The 20,819-nt window shown below is 70.7% G+C and carries 17 protein-coding genes and 1 pseudogene; 5 read left to right on the top strand and 13 right to left on the bottom strand.

Going from position 1 to position 20,819, the window contains the following annotated elements; all coding sequences use genetic code 11:
• Positions 1 to 148 precede the first annotated feature (148 nt).
• From IT072_RS10395 to pabB, 4 genes and pseudogenes are all read right to left on the bottom strand, one after another.
• Positions 149 to 1,627, bottom strand: a pseudogene (locus IT072_RS10395) (ComEC/Rec2 family competence protein); the annotation flags it as partial.
• A 680-nt stretch (positions 1,628 to 2,307) separates the two neighbouring features.
• A complete protein-coding gene (locus IT072_RS10390) occupies positions 2,308 to 2,988 on the bottom strand; it encodes a helix-hairpin-helix domain-containing protein (RefSeq protein WP_223360872.1) in 681 nt (226 codons plus the stop codon).
• 131 nt (positions 2,989 to 3,119) lie between these two features.
• Complete coding sequence (gene leuS / locus IT072_RS10385) at positions 3,120 to 5,708, bottom strand: leucine--tRNA ligase (protein ID WP_223360871.1); 2,589 nt, start codon at positions 5,706 to 5,708, stop codon at positions 3,120 to 3,122.
• 173 nt (positions 5,709 to 5,881) lie between these two features.
• On the bottom strand, positions 5,882 to 7,270 hold the full coding sequence (pabB, locus tag IT072_RS10380; protein ID WP_223360870.1) for an aminodeoxychorismate synthase component I: 1,389 nt from the start codon (positions 7,268 to 7,270) through the stop codon (positions 5,882 to 5,884).
• Between the two features lie 17 nt (positions 7,271 to 7,287).
• Between pabB and IT072_RS10375 the strand changes: the two genes are divergently transcribed.
• Complete coding sequence (locus IT072_RS10375; protein WP_223360869.1) at positions 7,288 to 8,082, top strand: aminotransferase class IV; 795 nt, start codon at positions 7,288 to 7,290, stop codon at positions 8,080 to 8,082.
• Here IT072_RS10375 and cydC read toward each other — a convergent pair.
• From cydC to IT072_RS10355, 4 genes are read right to left on the bottom strand one after another with little or no spacing between them, the layout of a single operon-like run.
• The gene (cydC, locus tag IT072_RS10370) at positions 8,057 to 9,742 is read right to left on the bottom strand and encodes a thiol reductant ABC exporter subunit CydC (protein ID WP_223360868.1); all 1,686 of its coding nucleotides are present in this window, start codon (positions 9,740 to 9,742) and stop codon (positions 8,057 to 8,059) included. The two genes, IT072_RS10375 and cydC, sit on opposite strands and share 26 nt — an antisense overlap.
• Positions 9,732 to 11,393: a thiol reductant ABC exporter subunit CydD gene (gene cydD / locus IT072_RS10365; RefSeq protein ID WP_223360867.1), complete on the bottom strand. Its 1,662-nt coding sequence runs from the start codon at positions 11,391 to 11,393 to the stop codon at positions 9,732 to 9,734. The genes cydC and cydD overlap by 11 nt, the downstream gene beginning before the upstream one ends.
• A 3-nt stretch (positions 11,394 to 11,396) precedes the next feature.
• Positions 11,397 to 12,416, bottom strand: coding sequence for a cytochrome d ubiquinol oxidase subunit II (cydB, locus tag IT072_RS10360; protein ID WP_223360866.1), 1,020 nt, complete (start codon positions 12,414 to 12,416; stop codon positions 11,397 to 11,399).
• Positions 12,417 to 12,429: 13 nt separating this feature from the next.
• Positions 12,430 to 13,842 (bottom strand): cytochrome ubiquinol oxidase subunit I, encoded by a 1,413-nt coding sequence (locus IT072_RS10355; protein ID WP_223360865.1) that lies wholly within the window; start codon positions 13,840 to 13,842, stop codon positions 12,430 to 12,432.
• Between the two features lie 96 nt (positions 13,843 to 13,938).
• Between IT072_RS10355 and IT072_RS10350 the strand changes: the two genes are divergently transcribed.
• The 4 genes from IT072_RS10350 to IT072_RS10335 all read left to right on the top strand — a co-directional run bounded on the left by IT072_RS10350 (position 13,939) and on the right by IT072_RS10335 (position 16,593).
• Entirely contained in the window at positions 13,939 to 14,307 is a 369-nt protein-coding gene (locus IT072_RS10350) for a BlaI/MecI/CopY family transcriptional regulator (RefSeq protein WP_223360864.1), read from the top strand.
• Between the two features lie 7 nt (positions 14,308 to 14,314).
• A complete protein-coding gene (locus tag IT072_RS10345; RefSeq protein WP_223360863.1) occupies positions 14,315 to 15,259 on the top strand; it encodes a M56 family metallopeptidase in 945 nt (314 codons plus the stop codon).
• A 72-nt stretch (positions 15,260 to 15,331) separates the two neighbouring features.
• Entirely contained in the window at positions 15,332 to 15,922 is a 591-nt protein-coding gene (locus IT072_RS10340; protein ID WP_223360862.1) for a TetR/AcrR family transcriptional regulator, read from the top strand.
• A complete protein-coding gene (locus IT072_RS10335) occupies positions 15,919 to 16,593 on the top strand; it encodes a DedA family protein (protein WP_223360861.1) in 675 nt (224 codons plus the stop codon). Before IT072_RS10340 ends, IT072_RS10335 begins: the two co-directional genes overlap by 4 nt.
• A gap of 9 nt (positions 16,594 to 16,602) precedes the next feature.
• Here the strand turns inward: IT072_RS10335 and IT072_RS10330 are convergent, their stop codons facing one another.
• The 5 genes from IT072_RS10330 to IT072_RS10310 all read right to left on the bottom strand — a co-directional run bounded on the left by IT072_RS10330 (position 16,603) and on the right by IT072_RS10310 (position 20,681).
• A complete protein-coding gene (locus IT072_RS10330; protein ID WP_223360860.1) occupies positions 16,603 to 17,529 on the bottom strand; it encodes an ABC transporter substrate-binding protein in 927 nt (308 codons plus the stop codon).
• A 50-nt stretch (positions 17,530 to 17,579) separates the two neighbouring features.
• Positions 17,580 to 18,332, bottom strand: a complete 753-nt coding sequence (locus tag IT072_RS10325) for an ABC transporter permease (protein ID WP_223360859.1) — start codon at positions 18,330 to 18,332, stop codon at positions 17,580 to 17,582.
• A complete protein-coding gene (locus IT072_RS10320) occupies positions 18,329 to 19,015 on the bottom strand; it encodes an ABC transporter permease (protein ID WP_223360858.1) in 687 nt (228 codons plus the stop codon). Before IT072_RS10320 ends, IT072_RS10325 begins: the two co-directional genes overlap by 4 nt.
• A complete protein-coding gene (locus IT072_RS10315; RefSeq protein ID WP_223360857.1) occupies positions 19,012 to 19,887 on the bottom strand; it encodes an ABC transporter ATP-binding protein in 876 nt (291 codons plus the stop codon). The genes IT072_RS10320 and IT072_RS10315 overlap by 4 nt, the downstream gene beginning before the upstream one ends.
• A 137-nt stretch (positions 19,888 to 20,024) precedes the next feature.
• Positions 20,025 to 20,681: a TetR/AcrR family transcriptional regulator gene (locus tag IT072_RS10310; RefSeq protein ID WP_223360856.1), complete on the bottom strand. Its 657-nt coding sequence runs from the start codon at positions 20,679 to 20,681 to the stop codon at positions 20,025 to 20,027.
• Between the last annotated feature and the right edge of the window lie 138 nt (positions 20,682 to 20,819).

The following is a 20,819-nucleotide window of genomic DNA, read 5'->3' as shown; positions in this document are numbered from 1 at the left end:
CCTGCCGATCCGTGCGGGCGACGACGCCGCCCGCCGCCTCGACCAGGCCGAGCGCGCGGGCCGTGGGGTGTCCGTACCCGTTGCCCGCGCCGACCGAGACCAGCCCGACGCGCGCCGCCACCGCCCAGGTGAGCCGCTCGCTCTGATCGGCCGAACCGTGATGCGCCACCTTGAGCACATCGACGCCGCCGAGACCGCCGGCGCGCAGCACGTGCCCCTGAGACCGCTCCCCCAGGTCTCCGAGGAACAGGCCGGTGAGTCCCGCCCCCGACGTGCGGACGACGACGCTGCCATCGTTCCCGGTCGGCACGTCGGCCCCCGTCGCCGCCGGCCAGAGGACGTCCCACTGCAGCGACCCGAGTACCCCCGACATTCCTCGTCGAGCCTCCGCCACCGGGATGGCGCGTGCCGCCAGCGCGCGGAGCACGGCCTCATCCGCAGCTCCGTCCGCGTGCCCGACGAGCGCACCGTCCACGCGCTCGACGACCCCGGGGAGCCCGCCGACGTGATCGGCGTCGTAGTGGGTCAGGACCAACAGAGCGATCCGCTCCACTCCGAGCCGGTCGAGGCACGCCGCGGCCGCCTCCGGAGTGCGGCCCACGTCGATCATCGCGACCCCGCCGTCGCCGCGGACCAGCAGGGCGTCGCCCTGACCGACGTCGCACGCGGCGATCTGCCAGTCCGGCGGTATCGCCAGCGCACGCCCCACGGCGCCTCCGGCGAGGATCCCGGCGTACGCGACGATACCGGCGGCCAGTGTCGCCGCCATCGCCGCGGTCACCGCGCGCGGGAGCCTTCTTCCCCTGCTCAGCGTCCCGACCACGATCACCGCGGCGCTGCACGCCAGAACGCCGGGCAGCCCCTCGAGCCAGGGCAGAGCCGCGCCGGGGAGCCCGGCGGCCGTGTGCGCGATCTGCGCGATCCATGCGGAGGGGAGCCAGGCCAGCCGCACGAGCACCTCCCCCAGCATCGGCGCCCACAGCAGCACCAGGCAGGCGAGGCAGCCGAGCACGGTCGCGATCGGCGCGGCCGGCTCGGCCAGGAGGTTCGCGACGACGCCGTACAGCGGGAGGGTCGGGCTGAGCAGCACGAGGATGGGCTGGCACGCGAGCTGCGCGGCAGCCGGAATCGCGATGCCCAGGGCGAGTTGGCGCGGCATCCACCGGGTGAGCGCGCGGGCGATCGGTCCTGCGAGAAGGAGAAGCCCGGCGGTCGCCGCCACGGAGAGTGCGAAGCCATAGTCGCGCGCCATCCAGGGGTCGTGCACGAGCAGGACGATGACGGCGAGACCGAGCGCGGGCAGTCCATCGGCAGGCCGTCCACGGGCGAGCGCAACCAGGACGACGATCGCCATCACCGCCGCCCGCAGGATGCTCGCCCCCGGCCCGACCAGGACGACGAAGGCCAGCAGGGCGCCTCCCGCGATCGCCAGCCGCAACCGGCGCCCTGCGCCGAGGCGTGCGGAGACCACGAAGACCAAGCCGGTAACCAGCGCACAGTTCGCCCCGGAGACGGCGGTCAGATGGCTGAGCGAACTCGCCTTCATCGCCTCGTCGAGGTCGCTGGGCACCGCGGACTCGTCGCCGATCGCGAGCCCTGGGAGCAGCGCGCCGCCGTCCCCCGGCATCGTCCGCGCCGCAGTTGCGAAGGCCTCGCGGACCGGCGCCGTCCACGACAGCCAGGCGGGGGCCCGCTCCACCTCCCGTGGCGCCGTCGACGCCGCCACGCGGAAGCTCGTCGCCTCCCCGGGTTCGTTGCGGCGAAGCGTCCCCGAGACCATCGCTGCGGCGCCGATCGTCGGCACACCGGACCCCGCACCCTCCTCGCCGTCCGAGAACACGGTGATCGGCACCCGGATCCCCCTCCCAGCGGCTCGCGAGGGCGACACGCGCGATGACTCCCCCTGAGCATCCGCTGCGGTCGCCGTTCCCCGCCAGCTCCACCGGGGTCGCCCGTCGAGTCCCATCGCCACCGGTCGCGCGGGGCCGTCCACCCGCACGGTGAGCGTGACCGCGCGGTGCTCTGCGGCGGCCTCCTCCAGCACGGCGGCCGTCCGCTCCGGAGCGCGCACCGCCGTCACGGCGCCACCGAGCGCGACGCCTGCGGCCATCACGGCGGCGACCAGCACCCGACGCCTCCCGCGCCGCATCCACGCCGCGGCAGCGACGAGCGCCGCGGCGCCGACCCCCGCCCCCACCGCCATGGGCCCGATCCCCTCCGGCCAGCCGACGCCCACGGCGCACGCCGTCCACAGTGCGGCGGCGGGGAGGGCCAGCCGCAGGTCCGAGGGCGACGCGGCGCGGCCGGTCACACCGTCACCCGGTCCTTCAGCCCGTCGAACACCTTCTCGCCGATCCCGGTCACCTGGAGCAGGTCGGACGGCTGCGAGAACCGCCCGTTGGCGGCGCGCCAGTCGAGGATGCGCTGCGCCAGAGCGGGGCCGATGCGCGGGAGAGTCTCCAGCTCGCTCCGTCCCGCGGTGTTGAGGTTGACCGCTGCCGCCGCCGACGCGCCGGCAGCGCCTCCACCGGGCCCGCTCGCCGCCCCATCGACCTGCGCGGGAGCCTCGCCCTCCCGCGGCACGACCAGCTGCTCTCCGTCCGCGATCGGCCGGGCCAGGTTCACTCCGTCCGGATCGGCATCGGGCGCAAGACCTCCCGCCGCGGCGATGGCGTCGACGACTCGCGCTCCGGCGTCGAGGGTGACGAGCCCGGGCGACAGGACTGCACCCGAGACGTGGACGAAGAGCTCGGCCGCCCCCGGCGCGCCCGCGCTGGGCGGCGGGCCCGCCGACGCAGGAGCCGAAGGCACATCCACGCCCTGCTGCTCCTCACCTCGCTGCGCGAACGCCGAGGTCAGGATGGCGACGACGAACGCACCGAGCAGGAGCACCACCACTGCGCCGACTCCGAGCCGCAGTCGACGCCGCTCGGACGACGGCGCGTCCGACTCGGTCGGACTCACGGAGGTCTCGGAGCGGTGGCGCATGTCCTCACGCTAGGAAACCGGCGCGGTTGTCGGCGGTGCCACCCGAAAACAGTGCACAACGTAGAACGGCGGCCCTCCTGTGGAGGACCGCCGTCCGGTGCGTGTCGGGCCGGTCGTCCCGACCGCCCCCCTCAGCCCTTCGGTCGGGTGGCGATGTTGACCAGGCGGGGCGCCCGCACGATGACGTTCACGATCTCGCGGTCGCCCACCGAGCGGATCACGGCCTCGGAGGCGCGGGCCAGCGCCTCGAGGTCGTCGGCGGAGATCTTCGGCGAGACCTCCACGCGGTCGCGCACCTTGCCGTCGACCTGCACGACAGCGGTGACCGACTCCTCGATCAGCAGCGTCGGATCGGCCTTGCGCCACTGCGCCAGCGCCACCGACGGCTCGTAGCCGAGCAGCTGCCACATGTCCTCCGCCGTGTACGGGGAGAACAGGTTGAGAGCCATCGCGGTGACCTCGGCCGCCTCACGCACGGCAGCGTCGCCCGCACCGGCGCCGGTGTCGATCGCCTTGCGGGTCGCGTTGACGAGCTCCATCAGACGCGCGACGACCACATTGAACTTGAACGCCTCGATCAGGCCGGGCGCGTCGGCGAGGAAGCGGTGAGTGACCCGGCGTAGCGCGGGGTCGCCCGTCTTCCAGACGATGTCCGGCGAACTCGTCACGTCGTGCGCGACGCGCCACGCGCGCGCGAGGAACTTGGCGCTGCCCGACGGCGACACGTCCGCCCAGTCGATGTCGTCCTCCGGAGGGCCGGCGAAGGCCATCGTCAGGCGCACCGCGTCCACACCGTGCTCGTCCAGCTGCTCGGACAGCTTCACGATGTTGCCGCGGGACTTCGACATCGCCGAGCCCTCCATCAGCACCATGCCCTGGTTGAGCAGAGCCGTGAACGGCTCGGTGAAGCTGATCGAGCCCATGTCGAACAGCACCTTGGTGATGAAGCGCGAGTACAGCAGGTGCAGGATGGCGTGCGTCACGCCCCCGACGTACTGGTCGACCGGTGCCCACTTCTCCGCCTCGCGCGGGTCGAACGCCTGCGTGTCGTCCTTCGGCGACAGGAAGCGGAGGAAGTACCAGGAGCTGTCGACGAACGTGTCCATCGTGTCGGCGTCACGCTTGGCCGGGCCGCCGCACGTCGGGCAGGAGACGTTGACCCAGTCCTCGGCCGCCCCGAGCGGGCTGGTGCCCTTCGGCTTCAGGTCCAGGCCCTCGGCCGGCGGCAGCAGCACGGGCAGCTGGTCCTCGGGGACCGGCACCTCGCCGCAGGACGCGCAGTGGATGATCGGGATGGGCGTGCCCCAATACCGCTGACGCGAGATCAGCCAGTCGCGCAGACGGAAGTTCTTGGCGGGCTCGCCCAGCGAGGACGCCTGTAGCGCCTCGGTCACCCTGCGGATCGCGTTGGACTTGCTCAGGCCGTCGAACGGCCCCGAATTGATCAGGCGTCCCTCGCCGGTCAGAGCGACGCCCGTCTCGGACGGGTTCTCCGGCGGAGCGCCCTCCGGCATCATCGGCTCGCCCGTCTCCGGGTCGACGGGGATCACCGGGATGACGCCCGTCACCGGCTGGGTCGTGTCGACGACCACGCGCACCGGCAGATCGAAGGCGCGCGCGAAGTCCAGGTCGCGCTGGTCGTGCGCGGGTACGGCCATGATCGCCCCGTGGCCGTAGTCGCTCAGCACGTAGTCGGCCGCCCAGATCGGGATGCGCTCGCCGGTCAGCGGGTTGACCGCGTGACGCTCCAGGAAGACGCCTGTCTTCTCGCGCTCCGTGCTCAGCCGGTCCATCTCCGTCGTGCCGCGGACGGTCTCCAGGTACTCGTCGAAGCGCTGGCGCACCTCCGGGCGGGCGCCCTCGACCAGCTCGGCGGCCAGGTCGGAGTCGGGCGCGACGACCATGAACGTCACACCGTAGAGCGTGTCGGGTCGGGTCGTGTAGACCGTCACGGGCTCCTCGCGGCCTTCGATGGCGAACTGCACGTCGGCGCCGGTCGAGCGGCCGATCCAGTTGCGCTGCATGCTCAGCACCTTGGAGGGCCACGCGCCCTCCAGCTGCTTCAGGTCATCCAGCAGGCGGTCGGCGTAGTCCGTGATCCGGAAGTACCACTGGGTCAGCTTCTTCTTGGTCACCAGATTGTCGCAGCGCTCGCAGCGCCCGTTGACGACCTGTTCGTTGGCCAGCACGGTCTGGTCGAAGGGACACCAGTTGACCTGACTCGCCTTGCGGTAGGCCAGGCCCTTCTCGTACAGCTTCAGGAACAGCCACTGGTTCCAGCGGTAGTAGTCCGGGTCGCACGTCTGCAGCACGCGATCCCAGTCGAAGCTGGGGGCGTAGCGGCGCATGCTGGCCTTCTGCTGCGCGATGTTGTCGTACGTCCAGTCGCGCGGGTCCAGGTTGCGCTTGATCGCCGCGCCCTCGGCGGGCAGGCCGAAGGCGTCCCAGCCGATCGGGTGCAGCACGTTGAAGCCCTGCTGCCGCCAGTAGCGGGCGATGACGTCGCCCAGCGCGTACGCCTCGGCGTGGCCCATGTGCAGGTCGCCGGAGGGGTACGGGAACATGTCGAGGATGTACTTGCGGGGGCGCGTGTCGTCCGGGTCGTCCGTGGCGAACGGCTTCAGCTCGTCCCAGACCGGAAGCCACTTGCTCTGGATGGCGGCGAAGTCGTACTGCGCGCCCTCGGCGGGCGTGCTCCCTGAATCGTGCTGGTGTGCCACGGGGCTCCTGTTTTCTCGCTAGCGCTGTGTCGGCGCCGTCCGGTCGCGCCGGACGGCGGAGCGTCGGGCGGAGTGGGCGGCGAAGCAGACGCCGGGCACGAAGCCCGGGTCTCCAGACTACTAAACGTCGGAGGTGTCCAGTCCGTTCCCAGCGGACGCCAAGACGGGCCGGGTCAGAGAGCGGAGGCGGAGAGTCCCGCCGCACGCAGCAGCGCGGACGCCTTCACCCGCACCTCCTCCACCTCCTCGGACGGGACGGACAGCGCCGTGATGCCGCCGCCCGCGCCGATCTCCACACCTCCGTCGCGGAATCGGAGGCTGCGGATCACCATCGCGAGATCCGCCGAACCGTCGGCGCCGAACATCCCGAAGCAGCCGGCGTAGACGCCGCGCGGCCCCCGCTCGAGACCGGCGAGGATCGTCATCGCGCTGAGCTTCGGAGCGCCCGTCATCGAACCTGCCGGGAAGCAGGCCGCGACCGCGTCGACGGCTGTCATCCCCGACCGCAGTCGTCCCTCGACCGTGCTCACCAGCTGGTGGACCTGCGCGTAGCTCTCGACGGCCAGCAGCCGGCTCACCTCCACCGTCCCCACCTCGCACACGCGCCCGAGGTCGTTGCGCATGAGGTCGACGATCATGACGTTCTCCGCGCGCTCCTTCTCGCTCGCCTCCAGTTCGGCGCGCAGGGCGACATCGGCCGCGGGAGTCGTGCCTCGCGGCCGCGTGCCCTTGATCGGCTTCGTGCGCACGCGGCCGTCCGACGTCACCCGCAGGAATTGCTCCGGAGACGAGCTGACCAGCGTCTCGCCCCCGATCCGCAGGAACCCCGCGTGGTGCGCCGGACTCGCCGTGCGGAGCCGCAGGTGCACGGCGAGGGGATCCGCCGCGGTACGGGCGGTCGCGAGGTTCGTGAGGCAGAGCTGGTAGGCGTCCCCGGCGCAGATCGCGTCCCGGCAGGCGCGGATCATGTCCAGGTACTCGTCCTCGGTGTGCCGCCACGCCGCCCTGGCGGGGGGCGCAGGATGCTCGGCGAGGTGCGCGTCCGCGGCCCCGGCGCTCGCACTCAGTGCCCGCGCGGCCGCCTCCAGCCAGTCGGAGCCCTCCGGCAGGTCGTCGGCGATCAGCTCGACCCGACCCGTCGCGTGGTCGAACACGGCGGCGCGGTCGAGGAGCAGCAGCGCGGAGTCCGCGCCGTCGCCGGCCCGCGTCGGAACGCCGAGTGCGACTGCTCCGCTCTCGTAGCCGATCCAGCCGGTCCAGCCGAGCGGCGATCCCGGGGTGCGCGCGGCGCGCGACGACGTGACTTCGCGCCGCAGCGCATCCAGCACGCCGCCGGGGGTGGGCACGCCGTCGACGACGACCCTCCGGCGCGCCGCCGAGGCGGTGAGGACACGGCTGCCGGTGCCGAGGATACTGCGGCCCGACGTCGCGCCCGGCCCGCTATCCAGCCAGACGGCGTCGACGCCGGGGGCGACGGCGGAGTCGGGCCCGAACAGGGCGACGAAGGCGTCGGCAGGATCGACCCAGTCGTCGAGCTGCCGCGCGAGGGGCGGGAGGACCACTGGGCTAGCCTAGGCGAATGGACGCGAGCAGCACCCTCTTCGACTGGTCTGACGCGGAGCTGCTGGCTCGCGACAGCTGCGAGGTCGCGGAGACCGAACTGCTCGTCGCCGATTCGTTCCTGGTCGACGGCGGCGGTGTGCTCGCCCTTGGGCTGCACGGGTCGCGGTTCGCCGAGTCCGCACGGCTGCAGGGGCACCTGGATCGCTCCGACCTCGAACGGTTCTGGGAGGCGGGCGTCGCCGCGATACCGCGGGACGGCGCGTGGTTCCCGCGGTTCGAGCTCGTCCGCACCCGCGACGCGCTCCGTCTCCGCTTCCGGCTGCGGACCGCCCCGCCGCTCGGCACCGAGCTCGTGGTCGCCACCGCCGCTTCCGACCCGCGCCGGGTCCCCGACATCAAGGGGCCGGACATCGAGCGGCTGTCGGTCCTGCGCCAGCGCGCTCAGCAGCGAGGCGCCCAGGAGGCCGTGATCCTCGACGAGGGGTTCGTCGCCGACGGCGCGACCACGGCGCTGCTGTGGTGGCGCGGCGACACCCTGGTCACCCCGCCGCTCTCGCTCCCCCGCGTCGACAGCGTCGCCGCTCGCACCGTCCGCGGCGTCGCGGCCGCGCTCCGCATCCCGGTCGACGAGGAGGAGGCCCGGCCCGCCCAGCTCGACGGCGTCACCCTCTGGGCGGTCAACGCCCTTCACGGCATCCGCACCGTCACGGCCTGGGTCGACGGACCGGCGCTGTCCCCGGACGGGGCGCGTCTCGACGCGTGGCGAGCACGCTTCTCCGCGCTGGTCAGGCCGCTGCCGCCGCTCCCCTGATCCGGCCGTCTTCCAGCTCGATCCGGCGGGTGATCAGTGCGGGAGGGACGTCGGTGTGGGAGATGAGCAGGACCGTGCGTCCGTCCTCCTCCGCAGTCCGCAGGATGTCGGCGACGACCCGGTCCGCCGCCGCCACGTCGACGTTCGCGGTCGGCTCGTCCACCACGAGCACCGGGAAGTCGGCGAGCAACGCGCGGGCGAGTGCGATCCGCTGCGCCTGACCGCCCGAGACGAGCGCGCCGCGCTCACCGACTCTCGTGGCCAGGCCGTCACGCTCCGCGGCCCACTCGGCGAGCCCGACCCGATGCAGCACCGCCAGAAGCTCGTCCTCGGTCGCGGTCTCGCGGGCGAAGAGGAGGTTCTGCTGCAGGTCGGCGTCGAACAGGTACGGCTGCTGCTCGCACAGGCCGACGACGCGCCGGACATCGTCCTGGCGGGCGTCGCGCGTCTCGACACCGTCGATCGCGACGCTGCCCTCGTGATCGAGGAACCGCACGAGCACGTGGGCGAGCGCCGTCTTGCCCGCCCCACTCGGGCCCGTGAGGAGCACGCGCTCGCCCGGAGCGAGCTCCAGGTCGATGTCGTGGAGCACCGGGAGATCCGTGCCGGGCCACCGAGCGGACATGCCGGACAGTCGCACCGTCGGCACTCCGTCGATCGTCAGCGGCCGAGCGTCGGGTCCGTCGACGGGCACTCCCGCGGGAAGCGTCGCCGGGGCGGCCTCCGCGATGCGCTGCGCGCTCGCCGTCACCTGACGCCAGGCGCCCAAGGCGAGCGGCACCATCCCGAACACTTCGAACACCGCGAGGGGCAGCAATGCGATCACCGCGAGTACCGGGCCGCCGATACGCCCGGTGTCGACGGCGGGGATGCCGAACACCAGGCCCAGGACCGTCGCACCGCCGGCGAGGAGGGAGACGACGCCCGCCGTGAGGCCGAGTCCTGCCGCCCGCGCTCGCACGGCGCCCGTCAGGCGCTCGCTCGCCTCGCGGACGCGTCGCTGCGCGTCCGGCAGCGCGTCGTACGCGGTGAGCACGTCCACGTTGCGCACCAGGTCGAGGATCCCGGCGGTGAGCTCAGCCCGCAACGGGGCCACGCGCCGCTCGGCGGCACCGGCGGCCCAGGAGTTGACGACCGACCCCGCGATGGCGGCCAGAACGAGCATGGCCAGCAGGGCACCCCCGGCCTCAGGCAGCAGCAAGAAGGTCGCGACGACGCTCGCGAGCGCGATGACTCCCGACGTCACCAGGGGCTGGACGACCCGCAGCGAGTGGTTCTGGAGTTCGTCGACGTCGTCGGCGAGACGGGAGAGCACGTCGCCGGAGCGGTTCCCGCGCACGCCGTCGGGCGCCAGCGGGACGAGCCGCGCGTACAGCGACGAGCGGATGGCCGGCAGCTGGCGGAAGGCGGCGTCGTGGCCGGCGAGGCGTTCCAGGTAGCGGAAGAAGGCACGTCCCAGGGCGAACGCGCGCACCCCGACGACCGCCATCGACAGGAAGAGGACGGGAGGCTGCTCGGCCGCGTAGGTGATGAGCCACGCCGACGCCCCGAGCAGCGCCACGGCGCACGCCGCGCTCAGTGCGCCGAGCGCGATCGCGGCCCACAGGCGGCGGGCGGGCGGGAGTGCCAGCCGGAGGATGCGGCGGACGTCAGCGGACACGGTTCGTCGCCTCCGGTTCGAGGATCAGGTCGGCTGCGGCGACCACGGCGGCGCGGTGGCTGACGACCAGGACGGCCGTGCCGGCGTCGGCGATGCGACGGAGGCTCGCGAGCAGCGCGGACTCCGTCGCCGCGTCGAGCGCCGACGTGGGCTCGTCGAGGATGAGGACCGGGCACCTCCGCGTGCGCAGTCGGTACAGGGCACGGGCGACGGCGACCCGCTGGGCCTGGCCGCCGGAGAGCCCGGACCCGCCCTGGTGGAGCGGCGCATCGGGGTCGAGCTCGCCGGCCGCGGCATCGTGCAGAGCGTCGATGATCGCGGTTCGCTCGGGATGCGGGTCGCCGAGCGCGATGTTGTCGGCGATCGTCCCGGCGTTGAGCCCCGGGCGCTGCCCGGCCCACGCGATGCCGGCGCGGCGCCCGTCGGCGTCCGCGCGGCCCGCGACGGTCACGGTGCCCTCCGCCGGCACGAAGCCGAGCGCGGCCGCGACGAGGCTGGACTTGCCCGCTCCGCTCGGCGCGCTGAGCACCGCGAGGGCGCCCGACGGGACGGCGGCGGTGAAGGGGCCGACGACCGCCCGACCGTCGTAGGCGACCGAGACCTCCTCGAAGGCGAGCGCCGTGCGACCGTCCGCGACGGTGGCCGGCCGGGGCGCGGCCATCGTGCGCGTCGTCCCGGTCGTCCCCGGTCGCAGCGCCTCGGCCTCCTCGATCACCGCGAAGGCGTTGTCCGCCGCCTCGACGCCCTCCGCCGCGGCGTGGTAGCTCGCCCCCACGTTGCGGAGCGGCAGGAAGGCCTCCGGCGCGAGAAGCAGTACGAAGAGCCCGACGGAGAGCTCCATGTCACCGGCGACGAGCCGCAGACCGATGGTCACCGCCACGAGCGCGACCGAGAGGCTCGCCGCCAGCTCGAGGACGAATCCGGAGAGGAAGGAGATGCGCAGGACCTTCATGGTGTGCACGCGGTAGTCCTCGCTCACGGAGCGGATGCGCGCCTCCTGCCGGTGCTGACGCCCGAACAGCTTGAGGGTCGACAGGCCGCCGACCACGTCGAGGAAGCCGCGCGACAGAGTCGACAGGGCCTTCCACTGCCTCTTCTGGGCGGCCTGCGTCGCCCAACCCACCAAGACCATGAAGAGCGGGATCAGCGGCAGGGTCAGCACGATGATGATGCCACTGGTGAGATCCTGCCAGGCGATGACCACCACCAGGATCGGGGTCGCCACCGCCGTGAGGATGAGCTGGGGCAGGTACTTGCCGAAGTAGCCGTCCAGCGCGTCCATGCCGCGCCCCGCCACCAGGGCGACGTCGGCCGAACTGCGGGAGGCCGTCCATCCCGGCCCGAGAGCGGCGACCGCCGACATCAGCCGCTCGCGCAGCTGACCGACCACGCGGGCTCCCCCGCGCGCCGCGACGGCGTCCATCGCCCAGAGGACGGCGCCGCGACCGAGCACGACGAGCACCAGGGACGCGATCAGCCCGCTGAGCGCCGCCAGGCCGTCGCCGGCGATCGCCCGCACGATCAGGTGGGTGACCAGCCACGCGAACGCCAGGCCGGCGGCGGTCTGCACGAGGGCGAGCAGACCGCCGGCGACCAGGGTGCCGCGGGCCGCGGAGGCGTAGCGCAGCAGGCGGGGGTCGAGAGGCCGCACGGGTCAGGCGGCCACAGGCTCGGGCGTCTCGTCCGGGATCTGCGCCCGGGTGACCCGCTTGCGGAACACCCAGTAGGTGAATCCCTGGTAGAGCAGGATGAGCGGAAGGAAGATCGCCGCCACCCAGGTCATCACCGTCAGTGTCGCGGTGGTGCTCGACGCGTTCGCGATCGTGAGGCTGTTCTCCGGGTTCGGCGACGACGGCATCACGTTCGGGAAGAGCGCCGCGAACAGCGAGATCACCGCGAAGGCGATCGTGGCCGCCATGAGCGCGAACGACCAGCCCTCCGCTCCGCGCAGGTTGGCGACCCACGACGCGATCAGCGCGACGGCGGCCAGCGCGGCCAACACGAGGAACACGACCGAGAAGTGCGCGATGCCCGTCCAGAGGAGGAACGCCGCCGCCACCACGATCGTGACTGCGCCCGACCTGACGGCCAGCGCGCGCGCCCGCTCGCGGATGTCACCGTCCGTCTTCAGCGAGATGAACACGACACCGTGGGTGAAGAAGAGCAGAAGTGTCGTCAGGCCGCCCAGCAGGCCGTACCCGTTCAGGAGGTCGAACAGCGTGCCCGTGTAGTTGTGCCCGGCGTCGAGGGCGACGCCCTGCACGATGTTGGCGAACGCGCAGCCCCAGAGGAAGGCGGGCAGCGCCGAGCCGACGACGATCATCCCGTCGAACCACTTCTTCCACCGTGCGCCGGGCCGCTGGTGGCGGTACTCGAACGACACGCCGCGCAGGATGAGCGCGATCAGGATGAGCAGGAGCGCCAGGTAGAAGCCGCTGAACAGCGTCGCGTACCACTCGGGGAACGCCGCGAAGAGCGCCGCGCCGCCCACGATGACCCAGGTCTCGTTGAGGTCCCAGACCGGGCCGATGGTGTTGATCATGACGCGGCGGTCCACGTCGTCTTTGCCGAGGAAGGGCAGTGCCATCCCGACGCCGAAGTCAAACCCGTCGAGGACGAAGTAGCCGACGAAGAAGAAGGCGACGATACCGAACCAGAGAACTGCGAGATCCATTTTCCGTCTCCTCCTAGTAGACCGTCGCGACCGGGACGTGCTTGCCCTCGTCGTCGAGATGCTCCTCGACGGGGGCCGGTCCCTTCTGGGCCGCGCGCTTGATCAGCTTGAACTCGACCACGGCGAGGGCGCCGTACACGAGGGTGAACGCGATGATCGAGATGAGCGCCTCGAGCCCGGTGGTGTTGGGCGAGACCCCGTCCGCCGTCTTCATGAGGCTGAAGACGATCCACGGCTGCCGACCCATCTCGGTGAAGATCCAGCCGACGATCATCGCGGCCAGCGAGAGCGGCATCGCCCAGATGGCGAGCTTCCACTGCCACTGGTGTCGCGGCATGCGGCCCTTGCGGGTCAGCCAGAGTCCGACGACCGCGACCAGCACGTGCAGCATGCCCAGCCCGATCATCCAGCGGAAGGCCCAATAGGTGATCCAGATGGTCGGGGTGTAGTCGCCGGGACCGTACAGCTGCACGTACTGCGCCTGGAGGTCGTTGATGCCCTCGACCGTGCCGTTGAGCGTGTGGGTCGAGAGGAACGAGAGGAGATACGGCACGCGAATCGAGAACAGCTCGTGCACACCGTCCGGCGTGCCCAGCGTGAAGATCGAGAACGATGCGTCCGCCCCCGTGGAGGTCTTGTACAACGCCTCCGCCGCTGCCATCTTCATCGGCTGCGTCTCGACCATCGCCAGGCCCAGCTGGTCGCCGCTGAGCACGGTTCCGATGCCGGCGACCACCATCATCCAGAGGCTGAACTTGAGAGCGGGGCGCATGGTCTCGAGGTGCTGGTTCCGCGAGAGGTGCCACGCGGCGACCGTGATGATCAGTCCGGCCGACACCATGAAGGCGCCGAAGATCGTGTGCGGGAAGGCCGCCAGCGCCACCTTGTTCGTGAGAACCGCCCAGATGTCCGTGAGCTCGGCCCGGCCGCGCTCGGGATTCAGCGTGTAACCGACCGGGTTCTGCATGAAGGCGTTCGCGGCGATGATGAAGTAGGCCGACAGGATCGTCCCGGCGGCGGTGAGCCAGATGGTCGCGAGGTGCAGGCCGCGGGGCAGCTTGTCCCAGCCGAAGATCCACAGGCCGATGAACGTCGCCTCGAGGAAGAAGGCGAGCAGGCCCTCCAGGGCGAGCGGCGCGCCGAAGATGTCACCGACGAACCGCGAGTAGTTCGACCAGTTCATGCCGAACTGGAACTCCTGCACGATGCCGGTGACCACGCCCATGGCGAAGTTGATCAGGAAGAGCTTGCCGAAGAAGTGCGTGAGCTGCAGGTAGTGGACCTTGCCCGTGCGATACCAGCAGGTCTGGAAGATCGCGACCACCGTGACGACGCCGATGGTGAGCGGCACGAACAGGAAATGGTAGATCGTTGTAAGACCGAACTGCCACCTCGACAGGAGCAGCGGGTCCAGGAGATCGTGCACGGCGTCTCACCCTTCGATCAGTCTTCTACACGGTGTAGAAGCGCCTCTTCTACAGAGTGTAGAACATTCTCAGCCTCTTCGCGGTACTCTTGGTCCGTGGCGAATCTCGGAGAACTGGAACGGGCGGTCATGGACGCCTTGTGGGCGGGCGACGCCCCGATCACCGCCAACGAGTTACGCGACAAGCTATCGGCCGTGCGCGGAGAGGGCAAGACTCCCGCCCTCACCACGGTGCTCACCGTGCTCTCGCGGCTCGAGCAGAAGGGCATGGTCGACCGCGACCGCGATGCACGTCCCCACGTCTACTTCGCGACCCTGACTCGCGCCGGTCACGTCGCCGACCTCATGCACGAGGTCCTGGAGTCCTCCTCCGACCGCACCGAGGCCCTCGCCTACTTCGTGGGAACGGTGGACGAGTCGGAGGCGCAGGTGCTGCGCCGCCTGCTCGACGCACGCACCGCCTAGCCCGCCCGTGCTCCCCGTCAACGAGACGGCCATCGCCCTCGGCCTGCTGGCGATCGCCCTCGCCTGGCCCGTGCCGGTGCTGCTGGCGCGTGCCACCTGGCCGCCCGCCGCCCCCGTGCTCGCCGTGGCGCTGTGGCAGTCGATCGCGCTCGCCGGCGGCGTCTCGATGATCGGCTCCCTCCTCCTCGCGGGGCTGCATCCGTTCGGCGATGATCTGTGGAGCCGGATCGGCAGCGCCGCCGGGACGCTCTTCAGCGGTCCCCTCCCCGCCGGCGTCACGCTCCTCAATGCCTTCCTGCTGAGTGCAGCGGTGCTGCTCACCGCCCACCTCCTCCTCAACCTGGCGCTCACCTCTGCGCGGAGCAGAAGCCAGCGGCACCGGCACATGGAGCTCCTGCGCCTGTTGAGCTCGCCGTTGCCCGACCTCCCGAGCACCCGCGTCATCGACCATCCGGCGCCGGCCGCGTACTGCCTTCCCGGCGCGCGCAGCGTCACCGTGCTCTCGGAGGGGATGATCGCCCTCCTCAGCCCGGAGGAGCTCGACGCCGTGATGGCCCATGAGCGCACCCACCTCCGCCAGAAGCACCATCTGCTGCTGGACGCCTTCCGCTCGTGGAAGCGCGCGCTCCCGTGGTTCCCGATCGCCACGCGCGCACAGGACGCCGTTGCGCTCCTGCTCGAGATGCTCGCGGACGACACCGCGCGGCGCTCCTCGGGGGACGCCGTGCTCGCCGAGGCCATCCGTATCGTCGACGAGACCGGTTCCGCGGGCACCGCTCTCGGTGCCCCCAAGGACCGCCGCTCGCCCGAGCAGCGCCGCGATGCCCTGCTGGCCCGGGAGACACGGCTCACCGCCGGCCGCCGCACCGTCGGTCCTGCGCTTCGCACAAGCGTGACGATCGCGATCGTCCTCCTGGTGCTGGTCCCACCCGTCCTCGTCCTCACCAGTTGACGCGATCGGCATCCCGCGCCTGGGCTCGGGCCGCCCCGACTCTCCCAGCCAGTGCCCAGTAGCATCGTCCCTATGCCGAAGAAGGGGTCGTACGCCAAGGGGATCGCCAAGCGCGAGGAGATCCTGTCCCGCGCGCTGGAGGTCTTTGCCGACAAGGGCTATCGCAAAGCATCCCTGCGCGAGATCGCCGAATCCGTCGGGCTCAGCCAGGCCGGCCTCCTGCACCATTTCTCCTCGAAGGAGGAGCTCTTCTCGGAAGTGCTCCGCAAGCGCGACGAGGTCGACACCGGCACGGCAGCGCTGGACGACCAGTGGCACGACGCGGCCGACGGGCTCGTGCGGGTCGTACGCCACAACGCGGACGTCCCCGGGCTCGTGCAGCTCTATGCGACCCTCTCCGCCGAGGCGGCCGATCCCGACCATCCCGGGCACGGGTACTTCATCGAGCGCTACCGGAAGATCGTCGCGGGGCTCGAGCAGCACGTGCGCGCCGAACAGGAGGCCGGGCGGATGACGACGGCGGTCGACGCGCGCACGGTCGCCCAGCTCGGCATCGCGGTCGCCGACGGCATGCAAGTGCAGTGGATGCTCGACCCCTCCGCCGACATGGCCGAGGTCCTCACCGCGTTCTGGACCCTGGTGCGCACGGGCCCGGTCGTATGAACGACGCCCTGAACTGGCTGCTCGACCTGGTCCAGGGCGTCGACCCGGTGCTGCGCACCCTGCTGGCCGGCGTCGGGATCATGTTGGAGACCTCCATCCTGATCGGACTGATCGTGCCGGGCGACACCGTCGTGCTGGTGGCCAGCACCGCGGTCGAGGGCCCGGTGGAGTACATCGCGATGGTCGCGGCCGTCGTCGTCGGCGCGCTGTGCGGCGAGTCCCTCGGGTTCGCCCTCGGCCGCTGGTTCGGTCCGCGGATCCGGGCGAGCCGGCTCGGCCGGAGGCTCGGCCAGGACAACTTCGACAAGGCGGAGGCGTACCTCGCACGACGGGGCGGTATCGCCGTCTTCCTGTCGCGGTTCCTGCCCGTGCTGCACTCCCTCATCCCGCTGACGGTCGGGATGAGCCCGATGCGGTACCGCACCTTCATGGCCTGGACCGCGCCCGCCTGCATCCTGTGGGCGTTCGCTTACGTCACCGTGGGATCGCTCGCCGCGGGGAGCTATCGGGAGCTCTCGCGCGAGCTGCACTGGGCCGGCTACATCTTCGTGGCGATCATCGCGGTGTTCGTCCTGCTGGTGTTCCTGGTGAAGAAACTCCTGCAGAAGCGCGAGGCCGCGCACATGAGTGCGGCGGCCCGGTCTCCCGAGCCGCCGCACGACGGAGAATGATCCTCCCGGCTACTTGACCGGGTGGTCCTTCAGCCAGTTCTTCGCGACCACGTCAGGCGCGGTCTTGCTGTCGCCCTGGTTCTCGCTGTTCATCGCGATCAGGTCGTCGGTGGTCAGCTCGGCGGAGACCTTGTTGAGGACCTCCTTGACCTTGTCCGTCGCCTTGCCGCTGTTGATCAGCGGGACGATGTTCTGGGCCGCGATCAGGCTCTTCGGGTCCTTGAGCGTCACGAACCCGTTGTCCTTGATGGCCGGCGTCGTCGTGTAGATGTCCGCCAGCTGCACGTCGCCGTTCTTCAAGGCGGTGACGGTGAGCGGGCCGCCCGAGTCGCTGATCGGCTTCAGCGTCGCGGTGACGCCGTAAGCCGACTTGAGCCCCGGGATGCCGTAGGGACGGGTCTCGAACTCCGGGTTGGCGCCGACCGTGAGCGGCTCGGTGACCTTGGAGAGGTCGGAGAGGCTGGTCACGCCCCACTTCTCCGAGAACTCCTTGGTGACGTTGTAGGAGTCGGCGTCCTGCGCCTCGGCCTGGTCGAGCACCTCGTAGCCCTTCGGAAGCGCGGACTTGAGCGCTGTGTACACGTCGTCGCTCGAGGTCGCGGTGGCGTCCTTCTTGTAGAACTGCAGCAGGTTCCCGCTGTACTCGGGGATGAGATCGATCGATCCGTCCTGCAGCGCCTTGAGGTAGACGTCGCGCTGGCCGATGCTGGGCTTGTAGTTGACCTTCACGCCATTGGCCGCGAGGGCCTGGCCGTAGACCTGCATGAGGATCTCGGACTCGCCGAACGCCGCCGAGCCGATCGTGACGCTGTCGCTCGACGAGGACGAGGTGTTGCCGCCGAGCGCGCCGCCGCCGGACGAGCAGGCGCTGAGAGCGAGGAGGGCTCCCGCCGCGACCACGCCGGCCGTGATGCGGCCTCTCTTGGATGCGAACATTTTGGTTTCTCTCTTTCGGTGGGTGCTGGGGATCTTGGTGGGTTCGGGGGTCAGGTTCCGGAGCCGACCGGACGGTTGGGCACGGACGGCCCGATCGGACGCCAGGGGTCCTTCTTCGTGCGGACGTCCTGCACGCTCCCGGCGCGCACGCCGCGCGGCACGACGAGGCGCTGCACGATCGCGAAGACGCCGTCGGTGACGAGCGCGAGCACGATGACGAGGATGGAGCCGCCCAGCATCTCGTCATAGCGCTGGACGGCGAGGCCGTCGAACAGGAAGCGGCCGAGACCGCCGACCGGCAGGATGGCGGCGACGGTCCAGGTCGCGATGACTTGGAGGGCCGCAGAACGCAGCCCGCCGATGATGAGCGGAAGGGACAGCGGGATCTCGACCTTGAACAGGATCTGCAGCTCCGTCATGCCCATCGCCCGCGCCGCGTCGATGGTCCGGCGGTCGACCGACTCCAGCCCGGAGTACGCCCCGGCGAGCACGGGCGGGATCGCCAGGATGGTCAGGGCGATCAACGGGGGCACGATGCTGAGGTTCAGCGTGATCAGGGCGAGGTAGACGACGAGGCCCAGCGTCGGGATGGCGCGCAGCGCGCCCGAGACGCCGACCGCAAGACCGCGGAACCGGCCGGTGTGCCCGATCGCGAGGCCGATCGGCAGCGCGATCGCGGCGGCGAGGACCAGCGTCAGGAAGGAGTACCAGACGTGCTCGCCGAGGCGGGCGGGGATTCCGGAGGCCCCGGCCCAGTTGGCGGGGTCGAAGACCCAGGCGAAGGCCGCGAGGATGTCGGTCATACGCCGGTCACCGCCTTCAGTGCGGCGCGACGGCTCGCGCGCTTCGTGGTGCCGAGCCTCGTCCAGGGCATGAGCGCCCGGCCCAACAGGACGAGAACAAGGTCGAACAGGAGCGCGATGATGACGATCGTGACGATGCCCGTCACGACCTCCGCGTTGTTGTACTGATTGAGTCCCTGCACGAACATCGTGCCGAGGTTGCTCACACCGACCAGTGAGCCGACGCTCACGAGACTCACTGTGCTCACCGACACCACTCGGAGACCCGCGAGCAGCACCGGACCCGCCAAGGGCAGCTCCACCGACCAGAACCGGCGCCAGGTGCTGAAGCCGACGGCCGTCGCGGACTGCAGCACGTCGCCGGGGACGCTTGCCAACGCGTCCGACGTCGTGCGGACCATGAGGGCGAGCGCGTAGAGGCTCAGCGCGATCACGACATTGACCGGGTCGAGGATCTGTGTGCCGATCAGGGCGGGCATCGCGACGAAGAGTGGCAGCGACGGAATCGTGTAGAGGATGCCGCCGATCGTCAGCAGCACGCCGCGACTCGCGCGGTATCGGTTCGCCACCCATCCGATCGGAAGCGAGACCAGGAACCCGATGACGATCGGGAACACGCTCAACGTCACGTGAGCGACCGTGAGATCCCAGACGAGGCCGAGGTTCGACCACAGCCAGCTCACGACGCTTCCTCACCCTGCGCCGGAGCACCCACGACCGGGAGGGTCGTGGCCTTTGCCTCGTCGGACGCCAGCACACCGGCCGGGCGCCCTTCGCTGTCGACCAGCACCGAGCCGGTCGGGGTCTGCTCGACGTGCAGCGCACGCCGTCCGCGGTCGGCGCCGATGAACGATGCCACGAACTCGTCGGCGGGCGCGGCCAGGATCTCCGACGGCGTTCCCTGCTGCGCGATGATGCCGCCCTTGCGGAAGATCACCACCTGGCTGCCCAGCCGGAAGGCCTCGTCGATGTCGTGCGTCACGAACACCACCGTCTTGTCGAGCTCGCGTTGCAGATGCAGGAGCTCGTTCTGCAGCTCGTCGCGCACGATCGGGTCGACTGCGCCGAACGGCTCGTCCATCAGAAGGATGTTGGGGTCGACCGCGAGCCCGCGCGCGACGCCCACGCGCTGCTGCTGGCCGCCCGAGAGCTGACTGGGATAGCGGTCCGCGAGCGAGCGCTCCAGGCCGACGGTGTCCATGAGCGTGAGCGCGTTCTCGCGAGCCTCCTTCTTCTTCACGCCGCGAAGCAGGGGGACGGTGGCGATGTTGTCCGCCACCTTGCGGTGCGGGAGGAGCCCGGAGTTCTGCATCACGTAGCCGATGCTCCGCCGCAGTTGCACCGGCTGGAGCCTCTGGACGTCCTCCCCGTCGATCTCGATCGTGCCGCTGGTCGGATCGACCATGCGGTTGATCATGCGGAGGATCGTAGTCTTACCGCTGCCGGAGGAGCCAACCAGCACGGTGATCTTGCGCGACGGGATGACCAGCGAGAAGTCGTCGACCGCGACCGTCCCGTCGGGGAACCGCTTCGTCACCGAACGGAACTCGATCATCGCTGGGGCCCATTTCTGTCGGTGAGGTCCATCCATTCCACCCAAACAGCGTTCTGGCCGTTTGGCAACGGATGAGTCCTTCTATAACGGAAATCAGCGTCTCGCGAACCTCCGACATTCCCGGATGGGCCGACGAATCAGCTTCCGGAGCCGTAACGGCTCTCCAAGTACTCCCGAGCGACGATGCGCGCCTCCGCGATGTAGCGCTCGTCGCCGGTCGGATCGTCGCGGAACGCGCGGTTGATCAGGGAATCCATGACCTCGACCACGATCTCGAGCCGGAACGCCAGATCCTGGCCGGCCGGGAGGCGGTACTCGTCGGAAAGGATCTCGGCGAACTGGGCGGCGAACGACACGTCACGCACGACCTCGTCGCCCGGGACACCCGACCGCTCGGCGTCGGTGAAGCGGATGATACGGAAGCCCGCCTCCTCACGGAACATCGCGACGAAGGAGTCGATCGCCGCCTCGACGGCGTTCCACCAGTGCTCCGGCTGCTGCTCGCGGATGGCGGAGACGACGGCGCGACGGTACCGCAGCACCGCGCGGTCGCGCAGCGCCTGGAGGAGGACGATGCGGTCGGGGAAGTACCGGTAGACGGTTCCGATCGAGGCCCCGGCCCGCTCGGCTACCATCGCGGTCGTCAACCGGTCGAATCCGATCTCGTCGACCACTTCGGCGGCCGCGTCCAGCAGCGCGTCGACCCGGGCGGCGCTGCGCTCCTGGATCGGCTCGGTGCGCACGAGAGCGGCTCCGACGGTGTTCTGTCCGGCCACAAGGTCGTTGATGGGCACGATCGCGACTCCTCTACTTCCCGGTTGTCTACGTTACGTGTTGCGGGTCCCCAACCCGTGCGCCTCGGCTCGCGTGGCGCACTCCATTGAAACGATCATATTCGGGGAAACCTCACTTCTTGCGGGGAATCGGATATG

Source organism: Leifsonia sp. ZF2019, assembly GCF_019924635.1.
In the GTDB taxonomy this organism is placed as follows: domain Bacteria; phylum Actinomycetota; class Actinomycetes; order Actinomycetales; family Microbacteriaceae; genus Leifsonia.
This window is presented reverse-complemented; position numbering and strand designations above follow the sequence as displayed.